Source organism: Amycolatopsis tolypomycina (assembly GCF_900105945.1).
Taxonomy (GTDB): Bacteria; Actinomycetota; Actinomycetes; order Mycobacteriales; family Pseudonocardiaceae; genus Amycolatopsis; species Amycolatopsis tolypomycina.
Window position 1 is genome coordinate 755,591 of the sequence record NZ_FNSO01000002.1, and the last position, 13,231, is coordinate 768,821.

General features: G+C 68.0%; 25 protein-coding genes. All 25 read right to left on the reverse strand.

Annotated features, from left to right (window positions below; all coding sequences use genetic code 11):
• Positions 1–76: 76 nt before the first annotated feature.
• The 25 genes from rpsD to rplP all read right to left on the reverse strand — a co-directional run bounded on the left by rpsD (position 77) and on the right by rplP (position 13,229).
• A complete protein-coding gene (rpsD, locus tag BLW76_RS05145) occupies positions 77–682 on the reverse strand; it encodes a 30S ribosomal protein S4 (protein WP_043781959.1) in 606 nt (201 codons plus the stop codon).
• Between the two features lie 23 nt (positions 683–705).
• Positions 706–1,113, reverse strand: a complete 408-nt coding sequence (gene rpsK / locus BLW76_RS05150; protein WP_004558885.1) for a 30S ribosomal protein S11 — start codon at positions 1,111–1,113, stop codon at positions 706–708.
• A gap of 18 nt (positions 1,114–1,131) precedes the next feature.
• Positions 1,132–1,317 carry a hypothetical protein gene (locus BLW76_RS05155; protein WP_004558884.1) on the reverse strand — a complete coding sequence of 62 codons (186 nt, stop codon included), beginning with the start codon at positions 1,315–1,317 and terminating at the stop codon, positions 1,132–1,134.
• Positions 1,314–1,694 carry a 30S ribosomal protein S13 gene (gene rpsM / locus BLW76_RS05160; RefSeq protein ID WP_004558883.1) on the reverse strand — a complete coding sequence of 127 codons (381 nt, stop codon included), beginning with the start codon at positions 1,692–1,694 and terminating at the stop codon, positions 1,314–1,316. The genes BLW76_RS05155 and rpsM overlap by 4 nt, the downstream gene beginning before the upstream one ends.
• Before the next feature lie 206 nt (positions 1,695–1,900).
• The gene (gene rpmJ / locus BLW76_RS05165; RefSeq protein WP_004558882.1) at positions 1,901–2,014 is read right to left on the reverse strand and encodes a 50S ribosomal protein L36; all 114 of its coding nucleotides are present in this window, start codon (positions 2,012–2,014) and stop codon (positions 1,901–1,903) included.
• Between the two features lie 37 nt (positions 2,015–2,051).
• On the reverse strand, positions 2,052–2,273 hold the full coding sequence (gene infA / locus BLW76_RS05170; RefSeq protein ID WP_004558881.1) for a translation initiation factor IF-1: 222 nt from the start codon (positions 2,271–2,273) through the stop codon (positions 2,052–2,054).
• Between the two features lie 268 nt (positions 2,274–2,541).
• Positions 2,542–3,318 carry a type I methionyl aminopeptidase gene (gene map / locus BLW76_RS05175; protein ID WP_091304680.1) on the reverse strand — a complete coding sequence of 259 codons (777 nt, stop codon included), beginning with the start codon at positions 3,316–3,318 and terminating at the stop codon, positions 2,542–2,544.
• A 44-nt stretch (positions 3,319–3,362) separates the two neighbouring features.
• The gene (locus tag BLW76_RS05180) at positions 3,363–3,917 is read right to left on the reverse strand and encodes an adenylate kinase (RefSeq protein ID WP_091304681.1); all 555 of its coding nucleotides are present in this window, start codon (positions 3,915–3,917) and stop codon (positions 3,363–3,365) included.
• Positions 3,914–5,221 (reverse strand): preprotein translocase subunit SecY, encoded by a 1,308-nt coding sequence (secY, locus tag BLW76_RS05185; RefSeq protein ID WP_091304682.1) that lies wholly within the window; start codon positions 5,219–5,221, stop codon positions 3,914–3,916. Before secY ends, BLW76_RS05180 begins: the two co-directional genes overlap by 4 nt.
• A 253-nt stretch (positions 5,222–5,474) precedes the next feature.
• A complete protein-coding gene (locus BLW76_RS05190; protein WP_091304683.1) occupies positions 5,475–6,089 on the reverse strand; it encodes a LysE family translocator in 615 nt (204 codons plus the stop codon).
• A gap of 4 nt (positions 6,090–6,093) precedes the next feature.
• Complete coding sequence (locus tag BLW76_RS05195; RefSeq protein ID WP_244170049.1) at positions 6,094–6,870, reverse strand: hypothetical protein; 777 nt, start codon at positions 6,868–6,870, stop codon at positions 6,094–6,096.
• 469 nt (positions 6,871–7,339) lie between these two features.
• Positions 7,340–7,909 (reverse strand): hypothetical protein, encoded by a 570-nt coding sequence (locus BLW76_RS05200; protein ID WP_143060539.1) that lies wholly within the window; start codon positions 7,907–7,909, stop codon positions 7,340–7,342.
• A 78-nt stretch (positions 7,910–7,987) separates the two neighbouring features.
• The gene (rplO, locus tag BLW76_RS05205) at positions 7,988–8,434 is read right to left on the reverse strand and encodes a 50S ribosomal protein L15 (RefSeq protein ID WP_086842934.1); all 447 of its coding nucleotides are present in this window, start codon (positions 8,432–8,434) and stop codon (positions 7,988–7,990) included.
• Positions 8,431–8,646, reverse strand: a complete 216-nt coding sequence (gene rpmD, locus BLW76_RS05210) for a 50S ribosomal protein L30 (RefSeq protein WP_091304685.1) — start codon at positions 8,644–8,646, stop codon at positions 8,431–8,433. The genes rplO and rpmD overlap by 4 nt, the downstream gene beginning before the upstream one ends.
• Before the next feature lies 1 nt (position 8,647).
• Positions 8,648–9,292 (reverse strand): 30S ribosomal protein S5, encoded by a 645-nt coding sequence (gene rpsE, locus BLW76_RS05215; RefSeq protein WP_004558874.1) that lies wholly within the window; start codon positions 9,290–9,292, stop codon positions 8,648–8,650.
• Between the two features lie 34 nt (positions 9,293–9,326).
• Complete coding sequence (rplR, locus tag BLW76_RS05220; protein ID WP_167384469.1) at positions 9,327–9,725, reverse strand: 50S ribosomal protein L18; 399 nt, start codon at positions 9,723–9,725, stop codon at positions 9,327–9,329.
• Positions 9,726–9,727: 2 nt separating this feature from the next.
• Positions 9,728–10,267, reverse strand: a complete 540-nt coding sequence (rplF, locus tag BLW76_RS05225; protein ID WP_091304687.1) for a 50S ribosomal protein L6 — start codon at positions 10,265–10,267, stop codon at positions 9,728–9,730.
• A gap of 16 nt (positions 10,268–10,283) precedes the next feature.
• Positions 10,284–10,682 (reverse strand): 30S ribosomal protein S8, encoded by a 399-nt coding sequence (rpsH, locus tag BLW76_RS05230; protein ID WP_004558871.1) that lies wholly within the window; start codon positions 10,680–10,682, stop codon positions 10,284–10,286.
• A gap of 90 nt (positions 10,683–10,772) precedes the next feature.
• The gene (locus tag BLW76_RS05235; RefSeq protein WP_004558870.1) at positions 10,773–10,958 is read right to left on the reverse strand and encodes a type Z 30S ribosomal protein S14; all 186 of its coding nucleotides are present in this window, start codon (positions 10,956–10,958) and stop codon (positions 10,773–10,775) included.
• Between the two features lie 4 nt (positions 10,959–10,962).
• Positions 10,963–11,526: a 50S ribosomal protein L5 gene (gene rplE / locus BLW76_RS05240; RefSeq protein WP_091304688.1), complete on the reverse strand. Its 564-nt coding sequence runs from the start codon at positions 11,524–11,526 to the stop codon at positions 10,963–10,965.
• A complete protein-coding gene (gene rplX, locus BLW76_RS05245) occupies positions 11,526–11,840 on the reverse strand; it encodes a 50S ribosomal protein L24 (RefSeq protein ID WP_013222610.1) in 315 nt (104 codons plus the stop codon). Before rplX ends, rplE begins: the two co-directional genes overlap by 1 nt.
• On the reverse strand, positions 11,840–12,208 hold the full coding sequence (gene rplN, locus BLW76_RS05250; RefSeq protein WP_004558867.1) for a 50S ribosomal protein L14: 369 nt from the start codon (positions 12,206–12,208) through the stop codon (positions 11,840–11,842). The genes rplX and rplN overlap by 1 nt, the downstream gene beginning before the upstream one ends.
• Positions 12,209–12,286: 78 nt before the next feature.
• Positions 12,287–12,565 (reverse strand): 30S ribosomal protein S17, encoded by a 279-nt coding sequence (gene rpsQ / locus BLW76_RS05255; protein WP_004558866.1) that lies wholly within the window; start codon positions 12,563–12,565, stop codon positions 12,287–12,289.
• Positions 12,562–12,810: a 50S ribosomal protein L29 gene (gene rpmC / locus BLW76_RS05260; protein ID WP_013222608.1), complete on the reverse strand. Its 249-nt coding sequence runs from the start codon at positions 12,808–12,810 to the stop codon at positions 12,562–12,564. Before rpmC ends, rpsQ begins: the two co-directional genes overlap by 4 nt.
• On the reverse strand, positions 12,810–13,229 hold the full coding sequence (gene rplP, locus BLW76_RS05265; protein ID WP_004558864.1) for a 50S ribosomal protein L16: 420 nt from the start codon (positions 13,227–13,229) through the stop codon (positions 12,810–12,812). The genes rpmC and rplP overlap by 1 nt, the downstream gene beginning before the upstream one ends.
• Positions 13,230–13,231 lie beyond the last annotated feature (2 nt).

Below are 13,231 nucleotides of genomic sequence, written 5' to 3' on the forward strand. Positions count from 1 at the left end.
CGCCATATGACGTCGAAGGGATGGCGCGGCGGCGGCGCACCTGTCGCGCCGCCGCCCTGCGTCCGACGGTGCCGGACTACTTCGAGTAGAGCTCGACGATCAGCTGTTCCTGAACCGGAACGTCGATCTGCGCACGCTCCGGCAGCTGGTGGACCAGCACGCGGAGGTTGGACTGGACGACCTGCAGCCACGCCGGGATCGGGCGGTCGCCGAAGGACTCCTTCGCCGCGACGAACGGCAGCATGCCCATGGACTTCGGCCGCACGTCGATGATGTCCCACTTGGTGACCTGGAACGACGGGACGTTCACCTTCTGGCCGTTGACCAGGAAGTGGCCGTGGCTCACCAGCTGACGCGCCTGGCGGCGGGTGCGGGCGATGCCGGCGCGGTAGATCACGTTGTCCAGGCGGGACTCGAGGATCTGCAGCAGGTTCTCACCGGTCTTGCCAGGACGCCGGACGGCTTCCTTGTAGTACCGGACGAACTGACGCTCGAGAACGCCGTAGGTGTAGCGAGCCTTCTGCTTCTCCTGCGACTGCAGGAGGTACTCGGACTCCTTGATGCGCCCGCGGCCGTGCTGGCCCGGCGGGTAGGGGCGACGCTCGAAAGCCTGGTCGCCGCCGATGAGGTCAACCTTGAGGCGACGCGAAATACGCGTCGCGGGGCCGGTGTAACGAGCCATTTCTTCTTACTCCTCCCCGTTCCTCAGACCCGGCGCCGCTTGGGCGGGCGGCAGCCGTTGTGAGGCTGCGGGGTCACGTCCTGGATGGTGCCGACCTCGAGGCCGGCCGCCTGCAGCGAGCGGATCGCCGTCTCGCGGCCCGAACCCGGGCCCTTCACGAAGACGTCGACCTTCTTCATGCCGTGCTCGGCGGCCTTGCGGGCAGCGTTTTCGGCGGCCATCTGCGCGGCGAACGGGGTGGACTTGCGCGAGCCCTTGAAGCCCACGTGACCACTCGACGCCCACGCGATCACGGCACCGGTCGGGTCCGTGATCGAGACGATGGTGTTGTTGAAGGTGCTCTTGATGTGCGCGTGACCGTGCGCGACATTCTTCTTTTCCTTGCGGCGGACCTTCTTGGCCCCGGCCGCAGTACGAGACTTCGGTGGCATGTTCTGAGGGTTCTCCTGTTAGCGCGCGTTCTCTTGGTGAGCGGCGACCGCTTCGGCCTGGCCGCGCCGGATGATCGAACCGGCGTCGGTGTACAGGTTGCGGAGCGCCATCGGGCGGGCGTAGAGCGCCTTGGGCGAGACACAAGCCGAGCCGCGGCGGTGCACGCCACCCATCTGCACGACCTTCTTGCCCTGGACGCTCACTTCTTGCCAGCCTTCTTCTTGCCGGCGACCGTCTTCTTCGGACCCTTGCGGGTGCGGGCGTTCGTCTTGGTGCGCTGACCACGGACGGGAAGTCCGCGGCGCCAGCGAAGGCCCTCGTAGCACCCGATCTCGATCTTCCGACGGATGTCGGCGTTCACCTCACGGCGAAGGTCACCCTCGACCTTGAAGTTCTCTTCGATGTACGTACGCAGCTTCGCGAGGTCGTCATCGCTGAGGTCCTTGACGCGGGTGTCCGCGTTGAGCTCGGCAGCCTTGATGAGCTGCTTCGAGCGGGTACGGCCGATGCCGTAGATGTACGTAAGCGCGATCTCCAACCGCTTCTCGCGGGGGAGGTCTACGCCAGCGAGTCGTGCCATTGGCGCTGATGCTCCTTCTTCGGTTTCGTCTTCAGGTCTGCTCCCCGTCCGGTTCCGGGACCGACTCGCCTGTCGTGCCCTCGGCTTGCGCTTCGGGTGTCCCGGCCCCGGCCTGAAGCCCGGGGGTGGTCCGGCTCACGCGTGAGCCGGCAGGTGCGGGGAGGTTGGGTAAAGCCGTCAATCCACTCTGGTCGAGTGCTTGGCGATCAGCCCTGCCGCTGCTTGTGCCGCAGGTTCTCGCAGATCACCATGATCCGGCCGTGACGGCGGATCACCTTGCACTTGTCGCAGATCTTCTTGACGCTCGGCTGGACCTTCACGTCTTCTGCTCTCCTGCTTCTGAGCTGCTCTTCGTGATCACTTGTAGCGGTAGACGATGCGACCACGAGAGAGGTCGTAGGGCGAAAGCTCCACGACAACCCTGTCCTCCGGCAGGATGCGGATGTAGTGCTGCCGCATCTTGCCGCTGATGTGAGCCAGGACCTTGTGACCGTTCTCCAACTCGACGCGGAACATCGCGTTGGGGAGCGGCTCGACTACGCGGCCTTCGACCTCGATGGCCCCGTCTTTCTTCGCCATGTCCTCCGCTTTTCCTGTCGCTTTACTGCCTGCCGCCACACTGGTGATCATCATGAGCACTAGTGCTGGTTGGGTGGTGCGCCGGCACACCGGTGCCCGAGTCCCAGTAGACCGTGAATTCACGAGCGCGCAGGATCCGGGCGCGATAAGTGCGCCGACTTGACAGTGTACGCAACTCGTGTCGCGACCCCCAAACCGGGGGTGACCATGCTAAAGGAGCGTGCAGGTGGATGTGATGGCGATCACCACTTGTGGGTGAATCCCCAGCTCAGGAGTCCTCGGCGGCAGTGAGCACCCAGGGGCCGTCTTCGGTGATCGCGACGGTGTGCTCCCAGTGGGCCGCGCGGGAGCCGTCGGCCGTGACGACCGTCCAGCCGTCGTCCAGCTCGCGGGTCTCGCCGCCGCCGCCGGTGAGCATCGGCTCGATGGCCAGGGCCATGCCGGGCTTGAGCCGCGGGCCCTTACCGGGCTTGCCGACGTTCGGCAGGAACGGGTCCATGTGCATCTGGCGGCCGATGCCGTGGCCGCCGTACTCGACGATCATCCCGTACTCGATGCCGTCGTCGCGGCCCGCGCGCTCGGCGGCGGACTGCACGGCGTAGGAGATGTCGGTGAGCCGGCCGCCGGCGGTGACCGCCTCGATGCCGGCCCACATCGCCGCCTCGGTCGCCGCGGACAGCGCGAGGTCGGCGTCGGAGACCTTGCCGATGGCCAGCGTGACGGCGGAGTCGCCGTGCCAGCCGTCGAGGATGGCGCCGCAGTCGACGGAGATGATGTCGCCGTCGGCCAGCACCTGGGTCTTCGCCGGGATGCCGTGGACGATCTGCTCGTTGACCGACGCGCAGATCGACGCCGGGAACCCGTGGTAGCCCTTGAACGACGGCACCGCGCCGGCGTCCCGGATCGTCTGCTCGGCCAGCTCGTCGAGCTCGGCCGTGCTGACGCCGGGCTTCGCCGCCGCGCGGACCGCCGCGAGCGTGCGGGCGACGACGAGGCCCGCGGCCCGCATCGCCTGCAGCTCGTCCGGGGTCTTGACTTCGATCATGCGCCCACGGCGGAGCACTTGCAGAACACGCAATCCTCCGAGGTTCACGTGCGGTCGCGCAGCGCTTTCAGCACCCGGCCGGAGATCTCCTCGACACTGCCGACGCCGTCGACGGTCACCAGGATGTCGGCGTAGTACTCCAGCAGCGGCGCGGTGTCCGACACGTAGATCTGCTGACGGCGGCGGATGACCTCTTCGGTGTCGTCCGCCCGGCCGCGCGACATGAGCCGCGCGACGACGACGTCCTCCGGGACCTGGAGCTGGATGACGGCGTCGAGCGAGACGTCGGCGTCGCCCAGGATCTCGCCGAGGACCTCGGCCTGCTTGGTGTTGCGAGGGAAGCCGTCGAGCAGGAAGCCGACCTTGGCGTCCGGCTCGGCGAGCCGCTCGCGCACCATTTCGTTGGTCACCGAGTCGGGCACGAGCTCGCCCGAGTCCAGGTAGCGCTTCGCCTCCTGGCCGAGCGGGGTCTCCTGGCCGACGTGCGCGCGGAACAGGTCGCCCGTGGAGATGTGCGGGATGCGCAGCTGCTCCGACAGGGCCACCGCCTGCGTGCCCTTGCCCGCACCGGGCGGGCCGACGAGAACCAGGCGCGTCACTTCAAGAACCCTTCGTAGTTGCGCTGCATCAGCTGGCTTTCGATCTGCTTCACGGTGTCGAGGCCGACACCGACCATGATCAGCACAGCCGTGCCACCGAACGGGAAGTTCTGGTTGTTCCCGCTACCGGTCAGAGACAGGAAGAAGTTCGGAAGGATCGCGATGATGCCCAGGTAGAGCGAGCCCGGCAGGGTGATCCGGCCGAGCACGAAGCTCAGGTATTCGGCGGTCGGGCGGCCGGGGCGGATGCCCGGGATGAAGCCACCGAACTTCTTCATCTCCTCCGCACGCTCGTCCACGTTGAACGTGATCGTGATGTAGAAGTACGTGAAGAAGATGATCAGGCCGAAGTACAGCGCGATGTGCACCCAGCTGGACTGGTTCACGATGTAGTTCGTGATGAAGACCTGCCAGCCGGAGTCGGCGTTCGCGTTGCCGACGAGGCGGCTGATCAGGTCCGGCAGGTACAGCAGCGACGACGCGAAGATGACCGGGATGACGCCGGCCTGGTTGACCTTGATCGGCAGGTAGGTCGACGTGCCGCCGTACATCCGGCGGCCGATCATGCGCTTGGCGTACTGCACCGGGATCCGGCGCTGCCCCTGCTCGACGAAGATGACGCTGGCGATGATCACCAGGCCGAAGACGCAGACCATCGCCAGGCCGATGCCACCGGCGTTGCTGAGGATGTTGCCGCCCTCGACCGGGATGCGCGCCGCGATGTTCAGGAAGATCAGGACGGACATGCCGTTGCCGATGCCGCGCTCGGTGATCAGCTCGCCCAGCCACATCATGACGGCGGTGCCCGCGGTCATGGTGATGACGATGATCGCCAGCGAGTAGACGCTGTTGTCCGGGATGATCGGCTGGTCGCAGTCGGGGAAGAGCTGCTTGCGGTCCGCGAGCGCGACCACACCGGTGGCCTGCAGGATCGCCAGCGCGATCGTCAGGTACCGCGTGTACTGGGTCAGCTTGCCCTGGCCGGACTGCCCTTCCTTCTTCAGCTCCTCGAACCGCGGGATGACCACGGTGAGCAGCTGGATGATGATGCTCGCCGTGATGTACGGCATGATGCCGGTCGAGAAGAGCGACAGCTGCAGCAGCGCACCACCGCTGAACAGGTTCAGCAGCTGGTAGACGCCCTCCTGCTGCGCCTGGGAGCTACAGGCCTGTACGGCACCGTACGAGATGCCGGGCGCCGGAATGGTCGCACCGATTCGGTAAACCGCGACGATGGCTAGCGTGAACAGGATCTTCTTGCGTAGATCCGGCGTCGCGAGAGCCGAGCGGAAGGCGCTGAGCACGCGGGGGACCTCCTCGGCGTCGTCGGCTGTCCTAACCGACGATCGGCTTGGCCGGCACGGGGCCGGCGGGAACACACAGCACTACTGGCACGCAAGCCAGGAACGCTTCGGGGCACACTCGTCCCGAAGCGTGTCGCCGACTCTAACAGCTTCACAGGGCGTGTCCGCAGTCCGTGTGCGTTTTCCGTACCAAGGTTGCTCCGGCGGGTTGATCCACATCGCCGTCTTGGCCGTATTCCTTGACACTTGTGGATCAGGCGTTCGACGTCGCGAGCACGCCGGCCAGGCCGACGAGCACCACGCCGGTCCCCCGGTCGACGTTGCGCCGGGCCGTTTGCGACAGCTTGATCGTCTTCACGGCGGCGCCGGCCACGACGTAGACCGAGCCGGCCAGGAACTCGGCCAGCAGGTAGACCGCGCCGAGCAGCGCGATCTGCGTCGAAAAGGCGCCGTGACCTGGGTCGATGAACTGCGGGACGAAGGCGGTGAAGATCAGGATCGCCTTCGGGTTGGTGATGGCGACGCCGAACTCCTTGCGGGTGACGCGCCAGGCCGTCGTGGGCGTTTTCGGCAGCTCTTTCGGGGTGTTTTGGCCCCGAAAGGTGGACACCAGCAGGCGGAGGCCGAGGTAGAGCAGGTAGGCGGCACCGGCCCACTTGATGATCGTCAGCGCGGTCTCGGAGGCGGCCAGCAGCTGCCCCAGCCCGGCCGCGACGGCGGCGATCAGCAGGGTGAAGGCGGCCAGCCGGCCGCCCAGCCCGGCGAGGCCGTGGCGAACACCGTGCGTCATGCCGTGGTGGAGGCCGAGCAGGTTGTTCGCGCCGGGCGTAAGGGCGACGAGGACGGAGGCGCCGAAGAAGACCCACACGTGTTCACCGTAGCCGGGGGTCTTCGGGTTCCTCCGGTGGCAGGACGGTGATGGCGACCCCGGAGGGCGGCGTCGGGGTGTCGGCGTAGGCGACGGCCGGATCGGCCCACCCGGGAGCCCGGTTCGGCAGGTACGCCACCACGGCCGCACCGGCGGCCAGGACGGCGGCCGCGACCAGCAGCCACATGCCGGCGCCGGTGCTGACCTCCAGCGCGACTTCTTCACCGGCGATGGCGGCCAGCTCGAACCGGCCCATCCCGATGGTGGTGACGACACCGGCGGTGAAGACGGCCCCGGCCGAGAGCAGCCACCGGCTGAGCCCACGCTCCGGCCGCGAGAAGCCCGCGAAGGCGGCAACGGCGAGCACCACGATCGCCACGACGACCGGAATCCCGACGGGCAGCGCAGGCCGATCGGTCGGCGGCTGCCCGGTGACCTGGATGCGGTTGCCCCAGGCGGTCTGGGTGATCGTCAGGCGGGCGTCGACGAAGCCCTGGCGGAAGTCGAGCTCCTGGAACATCTGGAAGAGCGGGAGGAAGCAGCCGCCGACGGCCAGGAGGGCGGCGACGGCGGCGAGGAAGGGTGGGCCGAAGCGGAACCAGGGGGAAGGTGCGGTGGGCGCTGGTGGCGGTGCGGCTTGGGGGGCCGGCGGGAGTGCTGGTGTGGGGATGCCGGGTATTTCGGCGACGGGGAAGGGCAGGGGTGGGGGCGCGGTTTCGGCGGGGAACAGCGGTGGGGCGGTGAGCGGGGTGGCCGCCGCGGGGAAGGCCAGCGGGTCCACAGGCGACCGTGCGCCCTCCGCCGACGAGAGCGGCGAATCAGCGACCGGCGCAGGCGCGCCCGCGCCTGGCTCGGGGCCGGTGGGCCTTGGTGCCTCCACCGGGAAGCTCAACGGCGACTCAGCGGCCCCGGCGAGCCCAGCCTCGGCGGGCCCCGCGGCCTTGGCGACCTCAGGGACACCAGCGGCCCCGGCGAGCCCAGCCTCCGCGGGCCCGGCGACCTTGGCGACCTCAGGGACACCAGCGGCCCCGACGAGCCCAGCCTCCGCGGCCTTGGCGACCTCAGGGGCACCAGCGGCCCCGGCGGGCCCGGCGGCTCCGGCGACCTCGGCGGGCCCAGCGGCCTTGGCTATCTCAGCGGCCCCGGCGGGCTCGGGCTGCGGAGCGGGCTGGGGTGCCGGCTCCCGCGACGTTCTGTCCACCCCTCCGATACTCCGTCCGGACTCCCGTCGCGGCAAGGAATCCGGCCGTTCAGTCGCGCTCGGGCGGGAGCACCGTGATCACCACCCCCGATGGCGGGGTGTCCGTGTCCGCGTACGCCGCGTCGGGGTTGGCCCAGTCGGGGTTGTCCGGTGATGCGGGGGTGCGCCAGCTCAGCGCCGTGGCCGCCGCGGCCAGGGCCGTTCCGGCGATCAGGAGCCACATTCCGGTTCCGTACGTGATCTCCGCCCGGGCGCTGCTGGGGTTCCCCACGGTCACGCCCTGCATCGCCACCGTGCCGACCGTGCCGAGTTGGAAGGCCGCCGCGACGACGGTTGTCTTCGGGCCTGCCCTTCGGGAGCCGAGGACGGCCGCGAGCAGGAGGAGGGCGCCGGCCGGCAGCAGGGGGATGCCGAACGGCGTGTACGGCGAACTCTGCTCTTCCTGGCCGGGGAACGAGTACCAGTACCGCCAGGCGCCGATCACCGAGTGGACCTTTTCGGTTCCGAAGCCGAACGGCTCGTCACGGACGAACAGCGGCAGGAACGAACCGATGATCGTCAGCGCGCCCGCGAGCGTGGCGAGCGCCGGCACGGCGAAACGGCGGGCATGGGTTTTCACCCCGCCAATCCTTCACCCGGATCACGGAATGCCAAAGGCCCGTCCGGCGGAGCCGGACGGGCCTTTGGACGAGCAACCTCAGTTGGTGGTGGCGGAGCCACCGGCCGCTTCGAGCTTCTCCTTGGCGGAGCCGGAGAACGCGTCGGCGGTGACGTTCAGCTTGACGCCGTTCACGTCGCCGTTGCCGAGGACCTTCACCAGCTTGCCCTTGCGGACCAGACCGCCCTTGACCAGCTCGTCGGCACCGATGGTGCCGCCGTCCGGGAAGACGCGGGCGATGTCGCCCACGTTCACCGGCTGGTACTCGGTGCGGAAGCGGTTCTTGAAGCCGCGGAGCTTCGGGAGCCGCATCTGGATGGGCATCTGCCCACCCTCGAACCGGGCCGGCACGTTCTTCCGGGCCTTGGTGCCCTTCGTACCGCGACCGGCCGTCTTGCCCTTCGAACCCTCACCACGGCCCACGCGGATCTTGTCGCGCTTGGCGCCCGGAGCCGGACGCAGGTGGTGAATTTTAATCGCCGTCATGCTGTGTCCTTCGAATTGCTCGCAAGCTCGCTCGCGACCTCCTCGACCTCCACCAGGTGGCGGACGGTGTGGATCAGGCCGCGCACCTGGGGGGTGTCTTCACGCACGACGCTCTGGCGGATCTTGCGCAGCCCGAGGGTGCGCAGCGACTCGCGGTGAGCGTGCTTCGTGCCGATCTTGCTCTTGACCTGCGTGACCTTGAGCTGAGCCATGTCAGACCCCCTGGCCGGCACGCTGGCGCAGCATCCGGGCCGGGGCGACGTCCTCGAGCGGCAGGCCACGGCGGGCCGCCACCTCTTCGGGACGCTGCAGACCCTTCAGGGCCGCCACGGTCGCGTGCACGATGTTGATCGCGTTGTCGGAGCCGAGCGACTTCGACAGCACGTCGTGGACACCCGCGCACTCCAGCACGGCGCGCACCGGGCCACCGGCGATGACGCCGGTACCGGCGGAAGCCGGGCGGAGCAGGACCACACCGGCGGCTTCCTCACCCTGGATCGGGTGCGGAATGGTGCCGCCGACGCGCGGGACGCGGAAGAAGTTCTTCTTCGCTTCCTCGACGCCCTTGGCGATGGCCGCGGGAACTTCCTTGGCCTTGCCGTAGCCGACGCCGACCTGACCGTCGCCGTCGCCGACGACCACCAGGGCGGTGAAGCTGAAGCGACGACCACCCTTGACGACCTTGGCGACGCGGTTGATCGTCACGACCTTCTCGAGGTGCGGGGTCTTGTCCTGGGCCGCCCCGCCACGGCCGCTGTCGCGCCGGTCCCGGCGGTCGCGACGGTCACCGCGGTCGTTGCCGCCCTGCCCGCCGGGTCCACCCTGGCCGCCGCCGAATTGCCGTGTACGTCCCGGCATCAGGCTTTCCTTCCATTCACGAACTGCTGCATCGTCAGAACTCCAACCCCGCCTCACGGGCGGCGTCGGCGAGCGCGGCGATGCGGCCGTGGTAGGCGTTGCCGCCACGGTCGAACACCACAGCCGAGATCCCGGCGTTCTTGGCCCGCTCGGCGACGAGGGCCCCGACCTTGGCGGCCTTGGCCTTCTTGTCGCCGTCGACCGCCCGGACGTCCGCCTCGAGGGTGGACGCCGACGCCAGCGTGTGGCCGGCGAGGTCGTCGATCACCTGCACGGCGATGTGCCGCGAGGACCGCTTGACGACCAGGCGCGGACGCTGCTCGGTGCCCGAGACCTTCTTGCGGAGCCGGAAGTGCCGACGGGCCTTCGCGACGCGGCGGCGGGTCGAGATGTCCTTGCCCACCGGCTTGCGCTTCGTAGTCGTGTCGCTCATGATCACTTACCCGTCTTTCCGACCTTGCGGCGGATCTTCTCACCCTCGTAGCGCAGGCCCTTGCCCTTGTACGGGTCCGGGCGCCGCAGCTTGCGGATGACGGCCGAGATCTGGCCGACCTTCTGCTTGTCGATGCCCGAGACCGAGAACCGGGTCGGGGTCTCCACCTTGAAGGTGATGCCCTCGGGGGCCTCGATCTTGACCGGGTGCGAGTAGCCGAGGGCGAACTCGAGGTCCGAGCCCTTGGCCTGCACGCGGTAACCCACGCCGTGGATTTCCATCTTCTTCTCGTAGCCGGCGGTGACGCCGACGACGAGGTTGTTCACCAGCGTGCGGGTGAGCCCGTGCAGCGCCTTGGAGTTGCGCTCGTCGTCCGGGCGCTTCACCAGCAGCGTGCCGTCCTCGTCGCGCTCGACGGTGATCGGCTCGGCGACGGTGTGCTCGAGGGTGCCCTTCGGCCCCTTGACCGTGATGTGCTGACCGTCGATGGTCACCTCGACCCCGGAAGGGACGGCGACCGGCAGCTTTCCGATGCGTGACATGCCTTTACCCCTTCCCTTACCAGACGTAGGCGAGGACTTCGCCGCCCACGCTGTTGCGCTTGGCCTGCCGGTCCGTCTGCAGGCCACCGGACGTCGAAATGATCGCGATGCCCAGGCCGCCGAGGACCGACGGCAGTTCGGTGGACTTTGCGTAGACCCGCAGACCGGGCTTGGAGACGCGCCGCAGGCCGGCGATGCTCCGCTCACGGTTGGGGCCGTACTTGAGCTCGACGACGAGGTTCTTGTGCTTCTCGCCCGGCTCGTCGTGGTAACCCGCGATGTAGCCCTCGCGCTTGAGGATCTCGGCGATGTTCGCCTTGAGCTTCGAGTGCGGGAGCTTGACCTCGTCGTGGTACGCCGAGTTCGCGTTGCGCAGACGCGTCAAGAAGTCTGCGATGGGGTCGGTCATCGTCATGGTGACCTGTCAACCTTTCTCGCCTGGTTCCCCGCCGCCCGGTACACGGGCGGCAGGGCCTGTGGCGAATCTGGAGTTAAAAAGAAGCTCTTACCAGCTGGACTTGCGGACGCCGGGCAGCTCGCCCGCGTGCGCCATCTCGCGAAGGCAGATCCGGCAGAGCCCGAACTTGCGGAACACGGCGTGCGGGCGGCCGCACCGCTGGCAGCGGGTGTAGGCGCGCACGGCGAACTTCGGCTTCTTCGCGGCCTTGTGGACCAGTGCTTTCTTGGCCATCGGCTCAGTTCTCCTTGAACGGGAAGCCGAGCTTGCGCAGCAGCGCCCGGCCCTCGTCGTCGTTCGTGGCGGTCGTGACGACGGTGACGTCCATGCCGCGGGGGCGGTCGATGGAGTCGGGGTCGATCTCGTGGAACATCGACTGCTCGTTGAGACCGAACGTGTAGTTGCCGTGGCCGTCGAACTGCTTCGGCGAAAGCCCGCGGAAGTCGCGGATACGCGGCAGCGCGATGGTCAGCAGCCGGTCGAGGAACTCCCACATCCGGTCGCCGCGCAGCGTGACGCGCGCGCCGATCGGCTGGCCCTCGCGCAGCTTGAACTGCGCGATGGACTTGCGGGCCTTCCGGACCTCGGGCTTCTGGCCGGTGATCAGGGCGAGGTCCTTGACCGCACCCTCGATCAGCTTGCTGTCGCGGGCGGCGTCGCCGACGCCCATGTTCACGACGACCTTCGTCACGCCCGGGATCTGGTGGACGTTCTCGAAGGAGAATTCAGCCTGCAGCTGGCCCTTGATCTCGTCGCGGTAGCGCACCTTGAGGCGCGGCGCGACCTTCTCTGCGGTGGTCATCAGATGTCCTTACCGTTCCGGCGCGAGATCCGGACCTTCTTGCCGTCCTCGCCGATGCGGTAACCCACCCGGGCCGGCTTGCCGTCCGAGTCGACGACCATCACGTTCGAGACGTGGATGGGCGCCTCCTGCGTGACGATGCCGCCGGACTGCGCACCGCGCTGGGTCTGGCTGATCCGCGTGTGCTTCTTGATCCGGTTCACGCCCTCGACCAGCACGCGCTCGCGCTCCGGGTAAGCCTGGATGACCTTGCCCTTGGCGCCCTTGTCCTTGCCGGCGATGACGACGACCGTGTCGCCCTTCTTCACCTTCATCACAGCACCTCCGGCGCGAGCGAAATGATCTTCATGAACTTTCGGTCGCGCAGCTCGCGGCCCACCGGACCGAAGATGCGGGTGCCGCGGGGCTCGTTGTCGTTCTTGATGAGCACGGCGGCGTTCTCGTCGAACCGGATGTAGGAACCGTCCGGACGACGGCGCTCCTTGACCGTGCGGACGATGACGGCCTTGACGACGTCGCCCTTCTTCACCCCGGCAGCCGGGATGGCGTCCTTCACGGTGGCGACGATGATGTCGCCGATGCCGGCGTAGCGCCGCCCGGAGCCACCGAGAACGCGGATGCAGAGGATTTCCTTCGCACCCGTGTTGTCGGCTACCCGAAGCCGCGACTCCTGCTGGATCACGTCTACTCCTGTATGTCGCGCCGGTTCTCGCCCGGACGAGCGAGCCTTGCGGAACTAAGAACTCTTAAAGAGCCCTGCTTACTTGGCCTTCTCCACGATCTGCACCAGGCGCCACCGCTTCGATGCCGACAGCGGGCGGGTCTCCATCAGGGTGACCCGGTCGCCCACGCCCGCCTCGTTGTTCTCGTCGTGCACCTTCACCTTGGAGGTGGTGCGGACGACCTTCGAGTAACGGGGGTGCTTCTTGCGGTCCTCGAGCTCGACCACGATCGTCTTGTTCATCTTGTCCGAGACGACGTAGCCCTCGCGGACCTTGCGGTCGTTCCGGGCCGGCGTCTCGGTGGTGGGCTCGCTCATGCGGCACCTTCACTCTCGGCGTCGGGGGCAACGGACAGGCCGAGTTCGCGCTCGCGCATGACCGTGTAGATCCGCGCGATGTCCGTGCGGACGGTGCGCAGACGGCGGTTGTTGTCGAGCTGCCCGGTCGCCATCTGGAAGCGGAGGTTGAAGAGCTCCTCCTTGTATTCCTTCAGACGCAGGACGAGCTCTTCCGCGGTGAGCTCACGCAGCTCCGATGCCTGAGCGGCACCTGCGTTAGCCATCAGAACTCACCACCTTCACGGGTCACGATGCGGCACTTCATGGGCAGCTTGTGGATCGCGCGGCGCAGCGCCTCGCGAGCCGTCTCCTCGTTCGGGAACGAGATCTCGAACATCACGCGGCCCGGCTTCACGTTGGCGATCCACCACTCGGGCGAACCCTTACCGGAACCCATGCGGGTCTCGGCCGGCTTCTTGGTCAGCGGGCGGTCCGGGTAGATGGTCGTCCACACCTTGCCACCACGCTTGATGTGACGGGTCATGGCGATACGAGCGGACTCGATCTGCCGGTTCGTCACGTAGCTGTGCTCAAGCGCCTGGATGCCGTACTCGCCGAAGCTGACCTTCGTGCCACCCTTGGCGGCGCCGTGGCGCTTCGGGGAGTGCTGCTTCCGGTGCTTGACCCTGCGCGGGATGAGCACGT